General features: G+C 45.4%; 21 protein-coding genes, 1 tRNA gene and 1 pseudogene. 12 read left to right on the top strand and 11 right to left on the bottom strand.

The features are described from left to right. Nucleotide 1 precedes the first annotated feature (1 nt). A tRNA-Gly gene (locus MMA19_RS22795) sits at nucleotides 2–74 on the bottom strand. A gap of 175 nt (nucleotides 75–249) precedes the next feature. Continuing rightward, nucleotides 250–795, bottom strand: a complete 546-nt coding sequence (gene orn / locus MMA19_RS22790) for an oligoribonuclease (protein ID WP_006075671.1) — start codon at nucleotides 793–795, stop codon at nucleotides 250–252. Between the two features lie 99 nt (nucleotides 796–894). On the opposite strand from orn, the gene rsgA reads away from it, so the two are divergent. The 4 genes from rsgA to MMA19_RS22770 all read left to right on the top strand — a co-directional run bounded on the left by rsgA (nucleotide 895) and on the right by MMA19_RS22770 (nucleotide 5,619). After that, entirely contained in the window at nucleotides 895–1,950 is a 1,056-nt protein-coding gene (gene rsgA, locus MMA19_RS22785) for a small ribosomal subunit biogenesis GTPase RsgA (RefSeq protein WP_240207301.1), read from the top strand. Nucleotides 1,951–2,082: 132 nt separating this feature from the next. Continuing rightward, a complete protein-coding gene (asd, locus tag MMA19_RS22780; RefSeq protein ID WP_031494866.1) occupies nucleotides 2,083–2,973 on the top strand; it encodes an archaetidylserine decarboxylase in 891 nt (296 codons plus the stop codon). A gap of 220 nt (nucleotides 2,974–3,193) precedes the next feature. Continuing rightward, nucleotides 3,194–4,609, top strand: a complete 1,416-nt coding sequence (locus tag MMA19_RS22775; protein WP_063604349.1) for an SLC13 family permease — start codon at nucleotides 3,194–3,196, stop codon at nucleotides 4,607–4,609. 113 nt (nucleotides 4,610–4,722) lie between these two features. After that, nucleotides 4,723–5,619: a DMT family transporter gene (locus tag MMA19_RS22770; protein WP_038223789.1), complete on the top strand. Its 897-nt coding sequence runs from the start codon at nucleotides 4,723–4,725 to the stop codon at nucleotides 5,617–5,619. Here the strand turns inward: MMA19_RS22770 and epmA are convergent. Further along, complete coding sequence (gene epmA / locus MMA19_RS22765; RefSeq protein ID WP_240207304.1) at nucleotides 5,616–6,587, bottom strand: elongation factor P--(R)-beta-lysine ligase; 972 nt, start codon at nucleotides 6,585–6,587, stop codon at nucleotides 5,616–5,618. The genes MMA19_RS22770 and epmA overlap by 4 nt on opposite strands. A gap of 252 nt (nucleotides 6,588–6,839) precedes the next feature. On the opposite strand from epmA, the gene frdA reads away from it, so the two are divergent. From frdA to MMA19_RS22740, 5 genes and pseudogenes are all read left to right on the top strand, one after another. Next, entirely contained in the window at nucleotides 6,840–8,657 is a 1,818-nt protein-coding gene (gene frdA, locus MMA19_RS22760) for a fumarate reductase (quinol) flavoprotein subunit (RefSeq protein WP_006075450.1), read from the top strand. Further along, on the top strand, nucleotides 8,657–9,397 hold the full coding sequence (locus MMA19_RS22755; protein ID WP_006075449.1) for a succinate dehydrogenase/fumarate reductase iron-sulfur subunit: 741 nt from the start codon (nucleotides 8,657–8,659) through the stop codon (nucleotides 9,395–9,397). Before frdA ends, MMA19_RS22755 begins: the two co-directional genes overlap by 1 nt. Nucleotide 9,398: 1 nt before the next feature. After that, a complete protein-coding gene (frdC, locus tag MMA19_RS22750) occupies nucleotides 9,399–9,782 on the top strand; it encodes a fumarate reductase subunit FrdC (protein WP_240207300.1) in 384 nt (127 codons plus the stop codon). Between the two features lie 10 nt (nucleotides 9,783–9,792). After that, nucleotides 9,793–10,155, top strand: a complete 363-nt coding sequence (frdD, locus tag MMA19_RS22745; RefSeq protein ID WP_006075447.1) for a fumarate reductase subunit FrdD — start codon at nucleotides 9,793–9,795, stop codon at nucleotides 10,153–10,155. Between the two features lie 154 nt (nucleotides 10,156–10,309). Then, nucleotides 10,310–11,005, top strand: a pseudogene (locus tag MMA19_RS22740) (hypothetical protein). Between the two features lie 60 nt (nucleotides 11,006–11,065). Here MMA19_RS22740 and efp read toward each other — a convergent pair. Beyond that, entirely contained in the window at nucleotides 11,066–11,632 is a 567-nt protein-coding gene (gene efp, locus MMA19_RS22735; protein WP_006075445.1) for an elongation factor P, read from the bottom strand. 34 nt (nucleotides 11,633–11,666) lie between these two features. On the opposite strand from efp, the gene epmB reads away from it, so the two are divergent. Together epmB and MMA19_RS22725 are read left to right on the top strand one after the other, a co-directional pair. After that, nucleotides 11,667–12,689, top strand: coding sequence for an EF-P beta-lysylation protein EpmB (epmB, locus tag MMA19_RS22730; RefSeq protein ID WP_062461776.1), 1,023 nt, complete (start codon nucleotides 11,667–11,669; stop codon nucleotides 12,687–12,689). A 152-nt stretch (nucleotides 12,690–12,841) separates the two neighbouring features. Continuing rightward, nucleotides 12,842–13,264: an MgtC/SapB family protein gene (locus tag MMA19_RS22725; RefSeq protein ID WP_081836363.1), complete on the top strand. Its 423-nt coding sequence runs from the start codon at nucleotides 12,842–12,844 to the stop codon at nucleotides 13,262–13,264. A gap of 44 nt (nucleotides 13,265–13,308) precedes the next feature. Here MMA19_RS22725 and MMA19_RS22720 read toward each other — a convergent pair whose 3' ends face one another. The 3 genes from MMA19_RS22720 to MMA19_RS22710 all read right to left on the bottom strand — a co-directional run bounded on the left by MMA19_RS22720 (nucleotide 13,309) and on the right by MMA19_RS22710 (nucleotide 16,059). Beyond that, the gene (locus tag MMA19_RS22720; RefSeq protein ID WP_006075442.1) at nucleotides 13,309–13,872 is read right to left on the bottom strand and encodes a hypothetical protein; all 564 of its coding nucleotides are present in this window, start codon (nucleotides 13,870–13,872) and stop codon (nucleotides 13,309–13,311) included. 190 nt (nucleotides 13,873–14,062) lie between these two features. Next, the gene (groL, locus tag MMA19_RS22715) at nucleotides 14,063–15,700 is read right to left on the bottom strand and encodes a chaperonin GroEL (RefSeq protein WP_038223798.1); all 1,638 of its coding nucleotides are present in this window, start codon (nucleotides 15,698–15,700) and stop codon (nucleotides 14,063–14,065) included. Nucleotides 15,701–15,768: 68 nt separating this feature from the next. Then, complete coding sequence (locus tag MMA19_RS22710; RefSeq protein WP_031493033.1) at nucleotides 15,769–16,059, bottom strand: co-chaperone GroES; 291 nt, start codon at nucleotides 16,057–16,059, stop codon at nucleotides 15,769–15,771. A gap of 232 nt (nucleotides 16,060–16,291) precedes the next feature. Here MMA19_RS22710 and MMA19_RS22705 point away from each other — a divergent pair, with 232 nt between their 5' ends. Beyond that, entirely contained in the window at nucleotides 16,292–17,635 is a 1,344-nt protein-coding gene (locus MMA19_RS22705) for an MATE family efflux transporter (protein WP_038223800.1), read from the top strand. Between the two features lie 58 nt (nucleotides 17,636–17,693). On the opposite strand, the gene cysE is transcribed toward MMA19_RS22705, so the two are convergent. From cysE to MMA19_RS22685, 4 genes are all read right to left on the bottom strand, one after another. Next, the gene (cysE, locus tag MMA19_RS22700) at nucleotides 17,694–18,515 is read right to left on the bottom strand and encodes a serine O-acetyltransferase (protein ID WP_038223802.1); all 822 of its coding nucleotides are present in this window, start codon (nucleotides 18,513–18,515) and stop codon (nucleotides 17,694–17,696) included. Nucleotides 18,516–18,554: 39 nt separating this feature from the next. Beyond that, a complete protein-coding gene (gene gpsA, locus MMA19_RS22695) occupies nucleotides 18,555–19,577 on the bottom strand; it encodes an NAD(P)H-dependent glycerol-3-phosphate dehydrogenase (RefSeq protein WP_062461770.1) in 1,023 nt (340 codons plus the stop codon). A 152-nt stretch (nucleotides 19,578–19,729) separates the two neighbouring features. Continuing rightward, nucleotides 19,730–20,197, bottom strand: coding sequence for a protein-export chaperone SecB (secB, locus tag MMA19_RS22690; RefSeq protein WP_031493038.1), 468 nt, complete (start codon nucleotides 20,195–20,197; stop codon nucleotides 19,730–19,732). A 159-nt stretch (nucleotides 20,198–20,356) separates the two neighbouring features. Continuing rightward, the gene (locus MMA19_RS22685; RefSeq protein WP_031493039.1) at nucleotides 20,357–20,791 is read right to left on the bottom strand and encodes a rhodanese-like domain-containing protein; all 435 of its coding nucleotides are present in this window, start codon (nucleotides 20,789–20,791) and stop codon (nucleotides 20,357–20,359) included. Nucleotides 20,792–21,013 lie beyond the last annotated feature (222 nt).

Raw genomic sequence — 21,013 nt, 5'->3', positions numbered from 1 at the left:
GAGCGACACACGAGGTTCGAACTCGTGACCTCAACCTTGGCAAGGTTGCGCTCTACCAACTGAGCTAGTGTCGCATTGAACGTCTTTCGTCGTTCAGGGCTGCGAATTATAAGAGCATTTTTTTGTGATGCAAGTCCTTATCAGCAAAAAAACCAACTTTTTTTTCGTTTGATGAAAAAGCACACAAAAATACGTTATTTTTCCGCCAGCTACAGCCCTAAACTTATCTTTTTAACAAATATTCGAAGATCAGATAGTAAAAATAGTCTCACGATAATATTTGAGTTCAGCAATAGACTCACGAATGTCATCCAACGCTAGATGGGTTCCTTGTTTAGAAAAACCATCAAGGACTTCCGGTTTCCAACGACGAGTCAATTCTTTTAACGTACTGACATCCACGTATCGGTAATGGAAATACTCTTCAAGTTCCGGCATATGTTTGTAGAGAAAACGTCGGTCTTGACCAATACTATTGCCACAAATCGGTGATTTTCCTTTTGGTACCCATTGCTCTAAAAACGTGATGGTTTGTTTAATGGCTTCCGCTTCATCATACTCACTGTCTTTAACGCGAGCCACCAGCCCACTTGCAGTATGGGTATTAGTGCACCAATCATCCATTTTGGCCAACTCTTCATCCGATTGGTGTATGGCGATTACTGGGCCTTCAGCAAGAATGTTTAACTCGCTGTCCGTCACTATACTGGCGATTTCGATAATTTTGTGTTGCTCAGGATCCAGTCCTGTCATCTCCAAATCAACCCAGATCAAGTTGTCATCACTGAAAGACATAATGCCCTCGTCTATTTGTTTTCTGCTAAAAGAGGTACTATACCGAAATTAAATTCAGTAACCCAAATGGTTTGATGCAAATTGCATCATTGAAATATCGTGGCGAAAAAGAAAAAACTAACCAAAGGTCAGGTGCGTCGTGTACGCAGCAACCAAAAGAAAAAACTGGCAAAGGAAGAAACGCTCCAGTGGGATGAAACCATGCTTGGTGCAGTCAAGCAGGGGCTAGTTATCACGCGTTTTGGGCAGCATGCCGACATTGAAGATCTCGAAACTAAAGAAATTCACCGCTGTAACCTAAGACGCGGCATTGAATCTTTGGTGTCTGGCGATCGCGTTAAATGGCGAGTTGGCCTTGAATCTATGCATGGTATTTCTGGCGTTGTAGAAGCTGTAGAGCCACGAACCTCAATGCTAACTAGACCTGACTACTATGACGGTCTCAAGCCCGTAGCAGCAAATGTTGACCAAATGGTGATCGTCTCTGCTGTAGTGCCAGAGTTATCTTTAAACATCATTGATCGCTATTTGATTGCCTCTGAAACATTAGAAATCGCGCCACTTGTGGTTCTAAATAAAATAGACCTACTTCCAGAGCAAGATCGCGAGACGTTTTACCAACTTTTAGATGTCTACAAGAACATCGGTTACAAAGTACTGTTGGTCAGTAAGGAAAGTGGCGAAGGCATCGAAGAGCTCGAGGCCCACCTAAAAGACAAGATCAATATTTTTGTTGGTCAATCTGGTGTCGGCAAATCAAGCTTGGTTAACGCCCTGATGCCAGAACTCGATGTAGAGGAAGGTGAAGTTTCCACTAACTCTGGTTTAGGCCAACACACCACGACAGCAGCAAGATTGTACCATTTCCCATCAGGCGGCGATCTTATCGACTCTCCAGGGGTACGTGAGTTTGGCTTGTGGCACTTGGAACCAAATGAAGTCACCGAAGCATTTGTTGAGTTCAAGCCCTATCTAGGTGGTTGTAAGTTTAGGGACTGTAAACACCTTGATGATCCTGGTTGCATTCTTCGTGAAGCGGTAGAAGAAGGTAAAATCGACCAAGTACGCTTTGATAACTACCATCGAATTATCGATAGCATGAGCGAAGGCAAAGCGAACCGACAATATTCAAGAAACAAAAAAGCCGATTTGTGATAACCCTAGAACATGGGCGAGATTAACACTCTGACCGTGTATCATTCACAAATTGCTGACATTTAGAGCGAATTACATTAGTATCTCGCGCCCTGAATTAATAACACTCAATTAATGTTGGAATAGTAAACAATGGATAAGATTAAAGTTGGACTGCAATACTGGATACCTCAGCACGGCTTGACCCGTTTGGTAGGTAAACTGGCATCAGCAAAAGCAGGCGGTCTAACAACAGCGATCATTCGTTGGTTTATCAAGCAATATAACGTCAATATGGACGAAGCTTTGCACGCAGATCCGGCTCACTTTAAAACCTTCAATGAGTTTTTTGTGCGTGAGCTGAAACCAGGAATGCGTCCAATTGCTGAAGGTGAAACGGTGATTTCCCATCCTGCAGACGCATGCGTGAGCCAATTTGGGCCAATCACAGATGGTAAGCTCATCCAAGCGAAGAACCACGACTATACCGCGCAGGAGCTACTTGGTGGCAATGCTGATTTAGCGGCTGAATTTGCTGAAGGCGAGTTTGCGACTCTCTATCTATCGCCTAGAGACTACCATCGAGTGCACATGCCATGCGATGGCACCTTGCGTCAGATGATTTATGTTCCAGGCGATCTGTTCTCTGTAAACCCATTGACAGCCGAAAATGTACCAAACCTATTCGCCCGAAATGAGCGCGTTGTGTGTATTTTCGATACTGAGTTTGGGCCAATGGCTCAAGTACTGGTTGGGGCAACAATCGTGGGCAGTATTGAGCTTATCTGGGCTGGCACAGTAACACCACCTCGCGGTAATACTGTTTACACCTGGGACTACCCTGCAGAAGGTGATAAGTCAGTCGTACTGAAGAAAGGCGAAGAAATGGGTCGCTTCAAACTGGGCTCAACGGTCATCAACTTATTTGCTAAAGACAGCATTCGCTTTGATGACAGCATGCAGAATAACGCGCCAACGGTTATGGGCACCCCATACGCTCATCAGCAAAACCAAACGGAAAGTGTGTTACAAGACGACGAATAACAAACTTAAACGGTGCCTAGGCACCGTTTTTTGTTTAGATGATATAACGATACTTCACTTTAAAATCCCGTGATAAATAGCCATTCAGGTTTTGACGCAAAGCAAAACACCTTACGAATCTTCCCTCGACTTTTCAAAACTTTAATACCAGTCTAAGACCCCAAGTAGAATATCTTTTAACCTAGGTGCAGTTTAAATATCCACCATGGTGACCGCCCCTATGCCGAAGATACATACTGGGACACTCATAAAGCTATTCATCTGCTTTTTAGTGCCGTTAGGCGTCCTGATGATGCCTATTGATTGGATTCCGATTGATGACCTCACGCTGATTCAGCACCGATTATTAGCCATCTTTTTACTTGCCGCTTTGCTATGGGTACTCGAGCCAGTACCAGTCTTTGCCACCTCAATTTTGATCATTGCGCTTGAGTTGATCATGATTTCTGACAAAGGACTTCACTTATTCCGCACGCCACCAGCAGGTCATGAACTTGGTGAACTGATGGCTTACACCGATATTTTCAGTGCTTTCTCATCACCTATTATTATTCTGTTTATGGGCGGCTTCGCGCTTGCGATCGCCGCTTCAAAATACGAACTTGATAACAACCTAGCTCGCGTACTGCTTAAACCTTTTGGACAGCAGCCTAAGTTCATTATGCTAGGGTTAATGTTGATTACGGCTGTGTTCTCAATGTTCATGTCTAATACCGCAACAACAGTCATGATGTTAGCCCTTCTTGGTCCTATCGTAGCCTCAGCACCCAAAGGTGACTTGGGTATCAAAGCTTTAGTACTTTGTATTCCGATAGCCGCCAACACCGGGGGGATTGCCACTCCGATCGGAACACCACCAAACGCTATCGCGCTGCAATATCTTACTGGTGAAAACACGATTGATTTCTTGCAATGGATGATGATGGGACTACCGTTTGTCATCGTTCAGCTCACATTAGCTTGGTTCCTACTGCAGAAACTGTTTCCATCTTCTGAAGACAAAATGGTGCTCAAACTGGAAGGCGCTTTCCAGAGAAACTGGCGGGCTATGGTTGTCTATGTCACCTTTGCCACAACGATACTACTATGGATGACCACCAAGCTTCATGGCATGAATACCTATGTAGTTTCTATCATTCCACTTGCTGTATTTACGCTAACAGGCATCATGGGTAAAGATGAACTGAAGCTCATTAACTGGGACGTACTTTGGTTAGTCGCGGGTGGTATCGCCATTGGGATTGGTTTGGATAAAACCGGACTGGCTGCAGCATTAGCGCATGCCATTGATTACGAGTCCCTCTCTCCATTTGCTGTCGTGATTACGCTGTCGATTGTCTGTTGGTTAATGGCTAACTTTATGTCCAATACCGCAACCGCAAACCTGTTAATGCCTATCGCGGCGGCAATCGGTGCATCAATGGAAAGCTTAGCCAGCATTGGCGGTTTACAAGGGTTGCTCGTGGTGGTCGCATTCTCAGCATCCCTCGGTATGATTTTGCCAGTGTCCACACCACCAAACTCCTTGGCGTACTCAACCGGGCTTATAGAAAGTAAAGACATGGCAAAAACCGGTCTTATCATTGGTGTAATCGGCCTGCTCATAGTCTATGCAGCAACGCTCATCCTCACCTGATCATAGGTGAATGAAATCCTCTTGCTTACAAGTAAGAGGATTTCATTGCAGTTTTCACCGTGCCATAGTAAAACCTAATGAATTAACAGGGATAATACACGTTAGGGATAACAATGGGATTTGAATGGCTGGCGTTGATCGCCGCTTTTTTATGGGCGGTATCTAGCATTATTTCCGTCACCCCGGCCAAGCATCTAGGATCCTTTTCCTATAGTCGCTGGCGCATGGGTTGTACCGCAATCATACTCTCCACGATGGCTGCCATTACTGGTGGCTGGTCAAGCGTAGAAGCCAGTCATATTACACCGATGATGCTCTCTGGGCTTATTGGTATCTTTATAGGCGATACCGCCCTGTTCGCCTGCCTAAACCGTATGGGACCGAGACAAGCAGGGCTACTATTTTCCTGCCACGCCGTGTTCTCGGCGGTATTAGGTTACTTCTTATTTGCAGAAACCATGACATCGTTAGAGTTGGTCGGCTCCGCTTTAGTTTTCTCCGGGGTTGCTACGGCTATTTTCTTTGGGCGACGTGGGAAGAGTAACCATAAAGCCAGCGAACTCGAAACCATCAAAGGTAATGTGTGGTTTGGTGTAGGACTTGGTATCACCGCAGCCTTATGTCAGGCTCTTGGTGGAATTATTGCCAAGCCCGTGATGCAAACTTCAGTGGACCCTGTCGCTGCCTCTGCCATACGTATGATCACCGCTTTTATCGCCCATAGCTTGTTTCTATTTACCGGGGCTCGACACGCTAAGAGCATTAACCCTATTACTTGGTCGATATTTGGTATTACGGCACTTAACGGTTTCTTAGCGATGGCGGTAGGCATGACGCTCATTCTGTTTGCATTGCAAACCGGAAATGTGGGGATGGTCGCTTTGCTTTCTTCGACCACGCCGATTATGGTGCTGCCACTACTTTGGTTGTACACCAAGCAGCGCCCCAATAAATATGCTTGGTTAGGTGCCCTATTAGCTGTCGCGGGCACCAGCATATTGGTCAGTTAAGCGCGCGGGAACGGAAACGCAACCACTTCATCAATATGTTTTGCACCAAGTGCTAACATAATGAGGCGGTCAATACCTAAAGCAACGCCAGCACATGCAGGAATGCCTGACTTTAGTGCATCTATTAAATGGTAATCAATTGGCTGCTGAGGAAGTCCCATTTGCTGACGCTTACGATTATCCTCTTCAAAGCGAGCTAATTGTTCGTTTGGGTTGTCTAGCTCATGAAAACCATTCGCTAGTTCTATGCCCTTAAAATAGACTTCAAATCTATCCGCAACACGCTCATCGTTTGGATTGACCTTAGCCAGAGCAGATTGTGAGGCAGGAAAGTCATACACGAACGCAGGAACGACTTGGCCAATCTTGGTTTCGACTCCCATGCTAAAAAGCAATTGCAATAGCGTATCTCGATCTTGTTCTTTATCCGCAATATCACTTAGCCCTAAGCTTCCAGCCGCCGTTCGGAGTTCTGGCATACTCGCTACTAGCGGACACACTCCTAAGTGGGTCATAAAAGCCTGTTGATATGTCATTCGCTCAGCGCCATCACACGCCAACACCATCCTTAACAGTTCATCCATTTCATCCATTAACTGGTGGTGGTCAAAGCCTTCGCGATACCACTCAAGCATGGTGAACTCAGGGTTGTGGTAGCGACCGCTTTCTTCATTGCGGAATGCTTTATTGATTTGATAAATAGAGCCACTGCCCGCCGCCAACAAACGCTTCATATGAAACTCAGGACTAGTCATAAAATACAGCTTACGACCATCCGCATAACCCGGCCCAACAAACTCCGTTTGGAACGTATGTAAATGGATATCTGTCACGGTCGCATGACTCATAGCGGGCGTATCCACTTCCATTACATTCCTTGATAGGAAAAAGTCTCGTATTGAATGGATTATTTGCGCTCTTTTTTTCAGCAAAGCCACAGATGCTGTGGGCTGCCACTCATTGCAAATCATAATTAAACTCATTAGCTCTGTTTATTGATAATTATACGATTGTGGAGATTTCTACTCAATAACGCGTGATTTTAATCACACATCATATAAATACTATGCTTCTCTTTGCATTTCCGGAGCAAAAACCTAACTCAATCAATTTTTTTGCCATACAGCTTATCTAATATAAAACCTTACTCTATAAAAGCTTACTTAAGCATTTAATTATAACTCGCGAGCTAACTCGCTCTCACACACTGGAGGATAACTGTGAAAACAATTACCACAGATATCGCAGTCATCGGCGCAGGCGGCGCCGGTCTTCGTACTGCCATTGCAGCAGCAGAAGCAAACCCAGAAATGGAAGTTGCTCTGATTTCTAAAGTCTACCCAATGCGTTCACATACTGTGGCCGCGGAAGGTGGTTCTGCAGCTGTAATCAAGGATGAAGATAGCCTAGATAACCACTTCAACGATACTGTTGGTGGTGGTGACTGGCTTTGTGAACAGGATGTTGTCGAATATTTCGTAGAAAATGCCACACGTGAAATGATCCAAATGGAACAATGGGGTTGCCCATGGAGCCGTAAGGAAAATGGCGAAGTTAACGTTCGTCGTTTCGGTGGTATGAAGGTTGAACGTACATGGTTTGCCGCTGATAAGACCGGCTTCCATATGCTACACACTCTGTTCCAGACTTCGATGAAGTATGAGCAAATCAAACGATTTGACGAATACTTTGTGGTTGACCTACTTGTCGTTGAAGGCGAGGTTCAAGGTCTGATTGCTATTCATATGTCTGAAGGTGAACTGGTTACCATTAAAGCCAAGTCTGTTGTGCTTGCAACAGGTGGCGCTGGCCGCGTTTATCACTGTAATACCAATGGCGGTATCGTAACAGGTGACGGCATGGCGATGGCCTATCGTCATGGTGTACCACTACGTGACATGGAGTTTGTTCAATATCACCCAACCGGTCTTCCTGGTACAGGTATCCTGATGACAGAGGGCTGTCGTGGTGAAGGTGGTATCATCGTTAACAAGAATGGTTACCGCTACCTACAAGATTACGGCATGGGTCCTGAGACGCCAGTTGGCCAGCCGAAGAACAAATATATGGAACTGGGTCCTCGTGACAAAGTTTCACAAGCATTCTGGCACGAACAGCAAAAAGGCAACACGATCAAGCATCCACTTGGTGATGTTGTGCATCTCGATCTTCGCCACCTTGGTGAAGAGTATCTACAGGAGCGTCTACCGTTTATCTGTGAGCTTGCAAAAGCTTATGTGAACGTTGACCCAGCGAAAGAGCCAATTCCAATCCGTCCTACCGTTCACTACACCATGGGTGGTATTGAAACCAATGGTCAATGTGAAACACGTATTCAAGGCCTATTTGCTGTGGGCGAATGTGCTTCTGTTGGTCTGCACGGTGCTAACCGCCTAGGCTCTAACTCTCTAGCTGAATTCGTGGTATTTGGCCGTGTTGCAGGTGAACAAGCTGTAGAGCGTGCCAAAGCGTTTAAAGGCTGGGATGACGCTGCTATCGCACAACAAGTTGAAGCTGTTGAAGCTCGTATTGCTGCACTAATGAACCAAGAAGGCGATGAAAACTGGGCTGAAATCCGCACTGAAATGGGTCACACCATGGAAGCGGGTTGCGGTATTTACCGTCAAGAAGATCTAATGCAAGCCACGCTTGATAAGATTGCTGAGCTCAAACAGCGTTATAAGAAAATCAGCATCAAAGACAAAGGTAAGGTGTTCAACACTGACCTTCTTTATGCCATTGAAGTGGGTTATGGACTTGAAGTTGCAGAAGCTATGGTTCACTCCGCTATCCTGCGTAAAGAGTCACGTGGCGCACACCAACGTTTAGATGATGGTTGTACTGAGCGTGATGATGTGAACTTCCTTAAGCACTCTCTGGCGTTCTTCCAAGAGGATAACGCGCCAAGCATCGATTACAGCGATGTGAAGATCACTAAGTCTCAACCTAAAGCGCGCTTATACGGTGAAGCAGCAGAAAAAGCTGCCGCGGCAGAAGCGAAAGCATCTCAAGATAACAGTGCGGAGGAGCAAGCATAATGTCAGCTAATCGTATTCAGAAAGTTGAGATCCTGCGTTATGACCCAGAAAAGGACTCAGAACCTTACTTCCAAACATTTGAAGTTCCGTTTGATGAGACCATGTCTGTACTTGATGCGATTGGTTACATCAAAGATCACCTAGATAAAGATCTGTCTTACCGCTGGTCTTGCCGTATGGCAATTTGTGGTTCGTGCGGCATCATGGTGAACGGAGTGCCTAAGTTAGCTTGTAAAAGCTTCCTTCGTGACCATCAAAATGGCCTGAAGATTGAGCCTTTGGCTAACTTCCCTATCGAGAAAGACCTGATTGTCGATATGACGCCGTTCATCGAGCGCCTTGAAGCTATCAAGCCATACATCATCGGTAATGATCGAAAACCAGAAGATGGTACCAACATCCAAACACCTGAGCAAATGGCGAAGTATAAGCAGTTTGCTGGCTGCATTAACTGCGGCCTCTGCTACGCGGCCTGCCCTCAGTTTGGTCTAAACCCAGAGTTCATCGGTCCAGCAGCTCTGACACTTGCTCATCGCTATAACCTTGATAGCCGTGACAATGGTGCCGCAGAGCGTATGAAGATGATCAACGGCGAAAACGGTGCTTGGGGCTGTACTTTTGTGGGCTACTGCTCTGAAGTCTGTCCGAAGAACGTTGACCCTGCAGCAGCGGTTAACCAAGGTAAAGTGGAGTCTTCTAAAGACTTCGTCATTGCAATGCTAAAACCACAGGAGGCGTAGAATGAGTAACAGAAAACCTTATGTTCGTGAAATCAAACGCACGTGGTGGAAAAACCATCCATTCTATCGCTTCTATATGTTGCGTGAAGCGACGGTACTGCCTCTTATTCTATTCACTACCTTCCTGACTTTTGGTTTGGGTGCATTAGTGAAAGGCCCTGAAGCTTGGCAAGGTTGGCTGGAGTTTATGGCAAACCCTATCGTCATCGCGATTAACATCGTGGCACTCGCAGGCAGTCTATTCCATGCTCAAACTTTCTTTAGCATGATGCCGCAAGTTATGCCGATCAAGCTGAAAGGCAAACTGGTCGAAAAGAAAACCATCGTTCTTACTCAGTGGGCAGCGGTAGCCGCTATCTCACTAGTCGTTCTCATCATTGTATAAGGAGTGAATCGTGATTAATCAAAACCCAAAACGCTCTGACGAACCAGTATGGTGGGGACTATTTGGTGCAGGTGGTACTTGGTTTGCCATGATTACACCAGTAACGGTACTTGTGCTTGGTATTCTAGTGCCAATGGGCATTATTAGCCCAGAAGCGATGAGTTATGAACGTGTCGCAGATTTTGCTACAAGCATCATTGGTGCCCTATTCATCATAGCCACATTAGCGCTTCCAATGTGGCATGCGATGCACCGCCTGCATCACGGTATGCACGATCTGAAAATCCACGCGGGCGTAGCAGGTAAAATCGCTTGCTACTTCTTTGCAGGCTTAATCAGCGCACTGTCTGTTATCTTCATCTTTATGATCTAAGCAACAGACACAAACCTCAAAGGCAGCGATATCGCTGCCTTTTTTATTGCCAGTTTTTTTGTGACTCAGCATTTAAGAAGACAAATGCTTACACGCAGAACCCAACTCTCTCTATACAATCCGCGCCGCTTGATAATAAAAAAGAGATGTAACAATGAAGAAGTCTATTTGCGCACTGCTTATTTCTAGTGCACTTTTTGGGTGTGGTTCTACCGTTAATATGACCACATCAGATGCCGTGGCAGCTCAACCAAAACTGATGCTTAAAACGGATGGTACATTTTGGGGCTTTGGTCCTGAGGGCAGTTTTGATCTTGCCGGATTGTATCAAGGTAAATACTCGCGCAGTGCTTCCACTAGCTCTTGATTCAATACCATTAATACCAAAGAAGGAGAGATGGTTGCAGAGGTGACCCGCAAGGATAACGGTAAAACTTGGACGCTCGTTTGCAGTGGTGGCGGTACCAGCGTCGACCTTGGCAGCTTCTCGTTCGGTGGTAACGGTCCCTATGTTTGTGAGATCAGCGAAAATGGTAAGTCGGTTGGTGAGTATCAAATGGCCAGAAAGTCGGAAGCCATTAGTTTGTCCACCGCTAAAAAAGAAACTGGCTTCATTCGCTTAGACAGCACCCATTTTAACGCGGAATCCATCCACGATGGTGAAGGCTTAATGATGAGTGTCGATAATCCACTTGGTTATAGTTTTAGCCGTGGTAGCGTCGAGGTCGCCGCAGCACAAATCAACGGTGCGATTACATTACAAACCTTAGCCAATCTACCTCAAGCAGAAATGGACACCTTAGCGCTTGGCACCGTAGCCAGTGCATTAAGCTGGCGACCACAAGAGTAATTCGCTTCCATTAAAAAAGGTCGCCTAAGCGACCTTTTCTTCATACAGCAAAGAGTAAGCTTACTTAACGCGGCCTACGTACTCACCTGTACGAGTATCAACTTTAATCACTTCACCGATTTGGATGAATAGCGGTACACGTACAACAGCACCTGTTGTTAGTGTTGCTGGTTTACCACCAGTACCCTGCGTATCACCTTTTAGACCTGGATCGGTTTCAGTTACTTCTAACTCAACAAAGTTAGGCGGAGTCACGGTAATTGGGTTACCATTCCAAAGAGTAATCATACAAGTGTTGTTTTCTACCAACCATTTCGCGTTATCGCCAACAGCTTTAACTTCCGCAGCGATTTGTTCGAATGTTTCGCTGTTCATAAAGTGGTAGAATTCACCATCTGTGTATAGGTAATCTAGATCGATGTCCATCACGTCAGCAACTTCAACAGTTTCGCCAGACTTGAAGGTTTTCTCTAGAACTTTACCAGACAGTAGCTTACGAATTTTTACGCGGTTGAATGCCTGACCTTTACCTGGCTTCACGTATTCGTTTTCTAGAATTACGCAAGGCTCGTTATCCAGCATTAATTTAAGGCCGCCTTTAAATTCATTCGTGCTAACAGTAGCCATTGTATCCTCTTAGTGTTCTTCGAGTTAAAATTTAATGTCGCCTATCATAACCCGAAATCTTGTTTCTGTTGAGCAAAACTGGCTCAAACAGCTATCGAATGCGATCTCAGACCCTTATGAACTGCTTAAGCAGCTAGAAATTGATGCGACTCCGTGGGAAAACGGCTTAACCGCTCGACGTCTTTTCCCGATGCGTGTTCCACAAAGCTTTGTCGATCGTATGGAAAAAGGCAACCCGTACGACCCTCTATTAAGGCAAGTTTTACCATTAAGCCAAGAGTTTGAAGTCCACAACGGTTACTCTGAAGATCCTTTAGAAGAGCAAGATGCAGCGGTGCCCGGTCTACTACACAAGTACCACAATCGCGCACTACTAATTGTCAAAGGTGGCTGTGCTGTGAATTGTCGCTACTGCTTCCGTCGTCATTTCCCCTACGAAGATAACAAAGGCGGTAAAGCTAACTGGCAAGTCGCACTCGACTATATTGCGGCTCATCCAGAGATCGACGAGATCATTTTGTCTGGCGGCGATCCACTGATGGCCAAAGATTCTGAGTTAGCATGGCTTGTTCAAAAAGCAGAATCTATTCATCATTTAAAAACACTTCGCATTCACTCCAGATTACCTGTGGTGATCCCAAAGCGCATTACAGAAGAGTTGTGTCAGCTTCTTAAACAGACTCGACTGAATACCATTTTGGTAACGCATATCAACCACGCTAATGAAGTGAATTCTGAATTCTCTGCGTCAATGGCACGTATTAAAGACACGGGCACAACATTGTTGAATCAAGGAGTACTGCTAAAAGGTGTCAATGATTCTGTTGATGCTCAGTTTGAGCTCAGTCATGCGCTGTTTTCTGTGGGTATATTGCCTTATTACCTTCACGTGTTGGATAAGGTTCAAGGCGCGGCACACTTCTTTATTAGCGATGACGACGCCAAAGCCATCATTCAAGGGCTGATTAAACGAGTGTCTGGGTATTTAGTCCCTAAACTGACGCGAGAAGAAGGCGGTAGAGCCAGCAAGACACCACTGGATTTACATCTCGAGTAACCTTTTTCGTCTCGACAAAATATTTTTGTTCGATCAGACGGTCTAATAGTCAGATACTGCGCTTTTTAGGAGGCAATGTGGAACTGACACAGTTATTCAATGCACAACTGCTCGACTTAGGGCCTTTTTCATGGCCTGCACTTGGGGCTTGTATGCTCAACGGTGCCTTAGTAGGCCTCGAACGCCAAACACGCGGAAAACCTGTTGGTATTCGTACTGCGATTCTGATTGTGTCGGGTACGTACTTGTTTATGTCCATGGCCGTATCCCTTTCTCCGAACACGCTTGATCAAGCGCGAGTATTAGGGCAAATCATTACTGGCGTTGGCTTTTTAGGTGCGGGGGTGATGATGACTCAAGACGGGAAAATTCATGGCGTAACCTCAGCGGCCGTTATCTGGGTTTTGGCAGGGTTAGGAATGATGATTGGACTCGGTCATCATAAAGAATCGATCATTCTAACCGTTTTGGCATTAACGGTCCTATTAGGCGTAGATAAGATTGAAAGCAGCTTTAAAAGCTTACGTCGCGGCGTTCATCAGACCATGCAGAATCGTAATCGAATGAGAAAATAAAAAAGCCCTGATTAATCAGGGCTTTTTTGACAAATTAGTTCAAATTACTTCGCAAAGTTGATGATTGGGAAGCACTTGAAGAAACCATTATCTGCGCAGTTGATCAGACCAATCTGAACACCGTCAATTGTGTTGGTTTTATTGAAGAAACCAAACTGGAAGTTAGATTTGTTTGAGAAGCTTGCAAGACCGATATCAGCCATTGTATAGCCTTCAGAGTAGTTGACTGCACTCCAGTTCAGACCTTTCACATCGTTAGTAACGTTAACGGCACCAAGGTTAACACCCGTTGTTGAGCCAGTATTCCAGTTGAAGATACCTAGAGAAGCACCTTTCATCTCTTGAGTTACTTTAGACGCACCGAAGAATAGACCGAAGTTCACACCTGTTGTACGTTGAGTTTCAGACATACCTAGTACAGAGAAGTCGACACCTTTTACTTCATTCACTTGACCATGAAGTACTGCTAAACGAACACCACCAACTGCATTTGCATCTGGTGCGTTAAAGCCGTTTAGTGATGAGAACATAACTGGCGTGCTGTCTGCTAACGCCATTGGTGAAGCTACCGCTGCTGCCACTGCTAGGGCTGAAATGACTTTTTTCATTATATTGTCTCCACTGACATTTTCTTGTTGTCGAATAATAAGTTTAGACGATGCTAAAAAGGACAACCATACGATTTGTCAGTGAAATGTCATATTCAGCAACATTCTCACAAATTACTTGGTTATTATTGAACCAGATACAAAAAAGCCGAAGGTTTCCCTTCGGCTTGTCAGAACATTCTGATGCGGATTACATCATACCAGGCATGCCACCCATACCGCCCATATCAGGCATTGCTGGAGCATCTTTCTGAGGAATATCTGTTACCATTGCTTCCGTTGTGATCATTAGACCAGCAACAGATGCAGCAAATTGAAGTGCAGAACGCGTTACTTTTGTTGGGTCTAGAATGCCCATCTCTAGCATATCGCCGTACTCACCCGTTGCTGCATTGTAACCGTAGCTACCTTCACCCGCTTTCACGTTGTTCGCTACTACAGACTCTTCATCACCTGCGTTTGCAGTGATTTGACGAATTGGTGCTTCCATTGCGCGAAGTGCAACGCGGATACCCACTGTTTGCTCTTCGTTGTCACCTTCAAGACCAGCAACTTTAGATGCCGCACGGATAAGTGCAACACCACCACCAGCCACTACGCCTTCTTCAACAGCAGCACGAGTAGCGTGAAGTGCGTCTTCTACTCGGTCTTTCTTCTCTTTCATTTCAACTTCAGTTGCAGCACCAACTTTGATAACAGCTACACCACCAGCAAGTTTAGCGACACGCTCTTGAAGTTTCTCTTTATCGTAGTCAGACGTTGCTTCTTCGATTTGTTGACGAATTTGTGCAACACGACCTTGAATCATCGCTTCTTCACCCGCGCCATCGATGATGGTTGAGTTTTCTTTAGTGATGGTTACACGCTTAGCTTGACCTAGATCTTCTAGCGTCACTTTCTCAAGGTCTAGACCGATTTCTTCAGAAATTACTGTACCGCCAGTTAGGATAGCGATGTCTTGAAGCATAGACTTACGACGGTCACCGAAACCAGGTGCTTTAACCGCCGCTACTTTTACGATACCACGCATGTTGTTCACAACAAGTGTTGCTAGCGCTTCGCCTTCTACGTCTTCTGCAATGATAAGCAGCGGACGAGATGCTTTAGCTACTGCTTCAAGAGTTGGTAGAAGTTCACGGATGTTCGACACTTTCTTATCGATAAGAAGAATGAACGGGCTCTCTAGATCAACGCTACCAGCTTCTTGGTTGTTGATGAAATAAGGAGATAGGTAACCACGATCGAACTGCATACCTTCTACTACGTCTAGCTCATCTTGTAGAGCCTGACCTTCTTCAACAGTAATAACGCCATCACGACCTACTTTTTCCATTGCTTCGGCAATGATGTTACCAACCGTAGAGTCAGAGTTTGCAGAGATAGTACCAACCTGAGCAATCGCTTTGGTGTCTTTACACTCAACAGACAGAGCTTTTAGCTCTTCAACCGCAGCTGCAACTGCTTTATCGATACCACGCTTAAGGTCCATTGGGTTCATGCCAGCAGCAACCGCTTTTAGGCCTTCAGAAATGATAGATTGAGCCAATACAGTAGCAGTTGTTGTACCGTCACCTGCAGCATCGTTAGCTTGAGAAGCAACTTCTTTCACCATTTGTGCGCCCATGTTCTGGAACTTGTCTTCCAGTTCAATTTCACGCGCTACAGATACACCATCTTTAGTGATGGTTGGTGCACCAAAAGATTTATCTAGAACTACGTTACGACCTTTAGGGCCAAGCGTAACTTTTACTGCGTCAGCTAGAACGTTTACACCTTCTAGCATTTTGATTCGTGCGTCGTTGCCAAACTTAACGTCTTTAGCAGCCATTGTTATTTCCTTATCTAAATTCAGTGGATAGCTTGTTTAGAGTAAAAAATTACTCAACGTCTACTTAATTATTCAACGATAGCCATGATGTCATTTTCAGACATGATCAGAACTTCTTTACCGTCGATCTTTTCTGTTTTCGTGCCGTAGCCTTCAGCAAAGATAACCGTATCACCTACTTTCACGTCCAATGGCTGTACTGTACCGTTTTCTAGAATGCGGCCTTTGCCCACAGCCAAAACAGTACCACGTGTCGATTTTTCTGCAGCAGAACCAGTTAGAACGATGCCGCCAGCAGATTTAGATTCAACTTCTTGGCGCTCAACGATAACTCGGTCGTGTAGAGGACGGATATTCATCGGTCGATTCTCCTGATTATTTTCCATTTAGCTTATTAGATAGCCTTCAAGGCCTTGTGTTGAATATGTTGGGGGCGTTTTCTACGATCCCAAGGGCAGCATGACAAAAAATTGTGACAAAAATAACGAAAATGAGCTTTGGCTAGTGAATGACCTTCCTTACCAAACCCATTCTCGCACCAACTCATCAATTGCTGTATTCTAAGCGCCTGTTTCATCAGCACTGAATGCCATGCAAGATAAACACGGCCTACTTTCCGCTCCCATCTCTACTGTCCTTAGAAACATGACTGTTCCTATGGTATTTGGCATGGTTGCAATCTTGGCATTTAACCTCGTTGATACCTTCTTTATATCGCTGCTTGGTACACAAGCACTGGCCGCTATCAGCTTTACTTTTCCGGTTACGTTTGGAGTCAATTGCATCACCATGGGTATTGGTATGGGACTCTCTACCAATATTGGGCGATTACTGGGACAAGGAAATACTCAAAACGCGGCTCGTTTTGCCACGCACGGATTACTACTCGCGGTGGTACTTGTGACCATTGCTTCAGCATTCGGGCTGCTGACCATAGAGCCACTATTTAAACTGCTTGGAGCTAGCGATGACATCATTCCATTAATCAGCGAGTACATGGTGATCTGGTATTTAACGGTACCATTGCTGGTTATTCCGATGGCGGGAAACAGTGCGATTCGAGCTACTGGTGATACCAAAACCCCCGCAAAGATCATGATGCTGTCCGGTTTCATAAATGGCGTGCTCGACCCTCTGTTGATCTTTGGCATAGGCCCTTTCCCAGAGTTGGGTATTCAAGGTGCTGCCATTGCTAGCGGCATTGCTTGGTTTGGAGCGCTGTCTGGATCACTGTTTGTGCTCATCAAACGCGAAAAGTTATTGGGTAAGCTCAAACCTACGGAAATTTGGCAAGATTGGATCGCTATATTACGCATTGGAACACCATCAGGGCTATCAACGGCCATGTCTCCGATCTCAGGTGCAATTTTAATGAAGATGCTGTCTTCTCATGGCACCGCTGCGGTCGCCGCTTATGGAGCTGCACAGCGCGTTGAGTCGATTCTAATTTTGGTTTTAATCTCGCTAAGCTCTGCACTAACGCCATTTATGTCACAGAACTTTGGCGCCAAACAGCCTGATCGAAGTTTTGCTGGCTTATTTTTGAGTATGCGGTTTTCGATCGTATTCCAGCTGTTTATCTTCGCAATGATGGTACCACTCAGCATTCCAATTTCTGCGCTGTTTTCCCAAGAACAAGCCGTAAGAGACATTCTTTGGCATTACTTACTCGTAGTACCATTCAGCTATGGATTCCAAGGGATCATCATGATGCTGGGTAGTGGTATGAATGCGTTACACGAACCGAACAAAGCCTTTATGTGGAGTGCGATGAGACTGTTTGTCTTCACCTTGCCAGCCGCGGCCCTAGGTAGCCATTATTATGATGTCGAAGGCATGTTTATTGGCGTTGCAGTCGGTAATGTTCTGGGCGGAGTATTGGCGTATCTTTATGCGCTTGGTGTGAGAAAAAAACATCTGTACCAAGCCAGTTAAAAATAAAGCCAAGGCTGATACCTTGGCTCTACGTTTTTGATTCATTTCTCAGGCTTGTTTAAATACCATCACCGCCCATAAAGGTTTGTGACTTACCGTTAAATTGCTGATCCATATCTAGTGATGGTTTATCGGTTTTCGGTTTACCGACAATCTTTGCAGGAACACCAGCAGCAGTAGTATGCGGAGGTACTGGTTGAAGTACCACAGAGCAAGAACCAATTTTGGCTCCCTTACCGACTTCAATATTACCTAGAATCTTCGCCCCAGCGCCAATCATAACGCCTTCACGGATCTTAGGATGTCGATCACCGCACTCTTTACCGGTACCGCCTAGTGTGACGTTCTGCAAGATGGAAACATCATTTTCAACGACAGCGGTTTCACCAATAACAATGCCTGTGGCGTGGTCAAGCATGATTCCTTTACCAATGCGAGCCGCAGGGTGGATGTCTACCTGACACGCAACGGATATTTGATTTTGTAAATAGGTCGCAAGAGCCATACGCCCTTGGTTCCACAGCCAATTGGCGACACGATAGCCTTGTAGTGCATGGTAGCCTTTCAGATAAAGTAGCGGCATTGAGTACATGGCAACCGCAGGATCTCGGTTCACTGTCGCACAAATGTCACAAGCAGCTGCATCAGTAATTGATGGATCAGCATTAAACGCTTGCTCAACCACTTCACGTACTGCCATTGCTGGCATTGACGCAGTCTTCAGCTTATTGGCTAAAATGTAGCTTAATGCTGCACCAAAGCTTTCGTGGTTGATTATGGTGGCATGATAGAAACTCGCAAGCATCGGCTCTTGCTCTGCTTGTTCGCGCGCTTCTCTTACAATGCACTCCCAGACATTCTTTTTTTCACAGTGTTTCATTTCTTGTCCTACGACTGGTACTCAATCACCAACAGAGCGTTATTGCTGCTCCGCTTTTTTATCCCTAGCAAGCAAATCTTGCGCTGCAAGTCTTGCGTCTTTACCTTGATACAGTACTTGATAGATTTGGTCAACAATTGGCATTTCCACACCCATGCGCTGAGATAACAACCATACCTCTTTGGTATTGCGATAACCCTCAACAACCTGACCGATCTCTGTCTGAGCCGTATCCACATCTTTACCCTGACCAAGTGCCAAACCAAAACGGCGGTTACGAGACTGGTTATCAGTACAAGTCAGTACTAGATCACCAAGACCTGCCATACCCATAAAGGTATCCGGCTTAGCACCCAAGGCAGCACCTAGACGTGTCATTTCAGCTAGACCTCGGGTAATCAACGCGGTACGTGCGTTTGCACCAAAACCGATGCCGTCCGACATACCTGCACCAATCGCAATCACGTTTTTCACCGCACCGCCCAATTGCATGCCAGTAAAGTCATCGTTGGCATAAACACGGAAGGTTTTACTACAGTGGATTTTTTCTTGAAGATCAGCCACAAACTCAGCATTTGGAGAAGCCACGGCAATCGCAGTTGGAAGTCCCGCCGCCAACTCTTTGGCAAAAGTAGGTCCAGAAAGCACTGCCAACGGATAGTCATCACCAATAATGTCATGAGCAACATCCTTCAACAGTCGACCCGTTTCAGGCTCTAGCCCCTTGGTTGCCCAGCAGATGCGGCTGTCTTGACGAAGATGAGGCTTGATGCTGTTAAGCACAATACCAAATACATGGCTCGGTACCACAACCAAAAGATCGCGACTGGCTTGAACGGCTTTGTTCAAGTCAGACTCGACAATCAACGTTTCTGGAAATTCAATCCCAGGCAAGAACTCATGATTGGCTCTGTCTGCTTCAAGCTTCGCCATGTGTTCAGGCTCGTGTCCCCAAATCACCACGTTTGCTCCGTTACGAGCAAGAGAGATCGCCAATGAGGTTCCATAAGAACCGGCACCGATAACGGTCATTGCGATTTCTTTTCCATATGCGTTATTCATAACACCACCAAATTTTCGTTATGGCTCAATGTAGTTAGTCTACTCCGTACGGAGCAAATAAAAAATGCACATCGCGATGCGCTGTGCATTTTTATTAGCTAAGTCTATTCACTTCGCTTACTCGTGCAGAAAATATGTTCTGCGAAAAAGGCTTAAGCTTCTGCTTGGCCTTCTTGTTGAGCTTGCTGTTGTAGGTAGTTCATGAACAGAGCGTCAAAGTTAACTGGCGCTAGGTTCAGTTGAGGGAACGTACCTTTCATCGTTAGGCTAGAAATAGTTTCACGAGCATATGGGAATAGGATGTTCGGGCAGAACGCGCCTAAGCAATGTGCAAGTTGACCTGCTTCCATCTGCTCAGCAGTGAAAATACCGCCTTGTTGAACTTCACATAGGAATGCTGTGTCTTCTGCGTTTTTCACAGTCACAGTTAGGCGAAGAACAACTTCATAGATGCCTTGGCCTAGTTCACGGCTTTGAGTGTCAAGATCTAGCTTAACATCTGGGTTCCAATCTTTCTGGAACATATCTGGCGAGTTTGGCGCTTCAAAAGATACGTCTTTTAGAAAGATGCGTTGGATTGCGAAGTTTTGTTGTGCTTCTTGTGGAGCTGCTTCAGCCATGATGTTTTTCCTTAAATACGTCTAAAATTGTCAAAAACGTTTATGAGTTGTCTTGCAGACTATCCGAGCCAATCTTCTATGACTAGGCGAGCCGTTAATTCCGTGGCACTTATCACATCCCTTAGTCATAACTGCCGCGAAATTACTCAAAATTCTCGATTACTTTTTGCCTTTGATCAGTGGCAGGTTCGCTTCGCTCCATGCCGTCAGACCATTTTTCAGCAAGTAAACTTTCTCAAACCCTGCTTTAGCTAGCAGATTCGCGCTCTCTTGCGCTGTTTGACCAGTCTTACATACAACAATGATTGGGTCTGATTTATGGTTTTCAAGGCTTGGGATTGAACCTGACTTAATATCAGACGGCAGCACATTTACCGAGTCAGTAATATGGCCACGCTTGAAGTCGTCTTTTGAACGAATATCAACCACTAAACCATTCTCACGGTTCATCATATGAGTCACTTGCGCAGCCGATACTTCTTTATATGCAGCATTTGCTGATTTGAAGATGTTGGCAATCAGAGCGACGAATAGTGCAACCCACACTAGTGCCATGATCATGTTTTGTTGAAAAAATTCTAAATACTCTTGCATAGCTTGCGCTCTTAATAGTTGAACATTAAATCAGTCGAGGAGTATAGCGGCTTAGTCGTGCTCTGGCGAGAGGGGAAAATGTTTCGAACAAAGAATTGAGATCCCTCTCCTCAACCCAGGCGACATTACTATTGCAGAGATAGAGAAAACCAATTAGCCAAACCTGCTAGTAAAGGCGTATTAATAGAAACAAAGGCGAGGAATCATCCAAAAATAGCGTCT

Source organism: Vibrio sp. CyArs1, assembly GCF_022432925.1.
Lineage (GTDB): Bacteria > Pseudomonadota > Gammaproteobacteria > Enterobacterales > Vibrionaceae > Vibrio > Vibrio mediterranei.
This window is presented reverse-complemented; position numbering and strand designations above follow the sequence as displayed.

Coding starts and splice junctions, on each gene's coding strand:
- orn (WP_006075671.1), bottom strand. CDS start 795: ATGTCTTTCAGTGATGACAACTTGATCTGGGTTGATTTGGAGATGACA.
- asd (WP_031494866.1), top strand. CDS start 2,083: ATGGATAAGATTAAAGTTGGACTGCAATACTGGATACCTCAGCACGGC.
- MMA19_RS22775 (WP_063604349.1), top strand. CDS start 3,194: ATGCCGAAGATACATACTGGGACACTCATAAAGCTATTCATCTGCTTT.
- MMA19_RS22770 (WP_038223789.1), top strand. CDS start 4,723: ATGGGATTTGAATGGCTGGCGTTGATCGCCGCTTTTTTATGGGCGGTA.
- MMA19_RS22755 (WP_006075449.1), top strand. CDS start 8,657: ATGTCAGCTAATCGTATTCAGAAAGTTGAGATCCTGCGTTATGACCCA.
- frdC (WP_240207300.1), top strand. CDS start 9,399: ATGAGTAACAGAAAACCTTATGTTCGTGAAATCAAACGCACGTGGTGG.
- efp (WP_006075445.1), bottom strand. CDS start 11,632: ATGGCTACTGTTAGCACGAATGAATTTAAAGGCGGCCTTAAATTAATG.
- epmB (WP_062461776.1), top strand. CDS start 11,667: ATGTCGCCTATCATAACCCGAAATCTTGTTTCTGTTGAGCAAAACTGG.
- MMA19_RS22725 (WP_081836363.1), top strand. CDS start 12,842: ATGCTCAACGGTGCCTTAGTAGGCCTCGAACGCCAAACACGCGGAAAA.
- MMA19_RS22720 (WP_006075442.1), bottom strand. CDS start 13,872: ATGAAAAAAGTCATTTCAGCCCTAGCAGTGGCAGCAGCGGTAGCTTCA.
- groL (WP_038223798.1), bottom strand. CDS start 15,700: ATGGCTGCTAAAGACGTTAAGTTTGGCAACGACGCACGAATCAAAATG.
- MMA19_RS22710 (WP_031493033.1), bottom strand. CDS start 16,059: ATGAATATCCGTCCTCTACACGACCGAGTTATCGTTGAGCGCCAAGAA.
- MMA19_RS22705 (WP_038223800.1), top strand. CDS start 16,292: ATGCAAGATAAACACGGCCTACTTTCCGCTCCCATCTCTACTGTCCTT.
- cysE (WP_038223802.1), bottom strand. CDS start 18,515: ATGAAACACTGTGAAAAAAAGAATGTCTGGGAGTGCATTGTAAGAGAA.
- gpsA (WP_062461770.1), bottom strand. CDS start 19,577: ATGAATAACGCATATGGAAAAGAAATCGCAATGACCGTTATCGGTGCC.
- secB (WP_031493038.1), bottom strand. CDS start 20,197: ATGGCTGAAGCAGCTCCACAAGAAGCACAACAAAACTTCGCAATCCAA.
- MMA19_RS22685 (WP_031493039.1), bottom strand. CDS start 20,791: ATGCAAGAGTATTTAGAATTTTTTCAACAAAACATGATCATGGCACTA.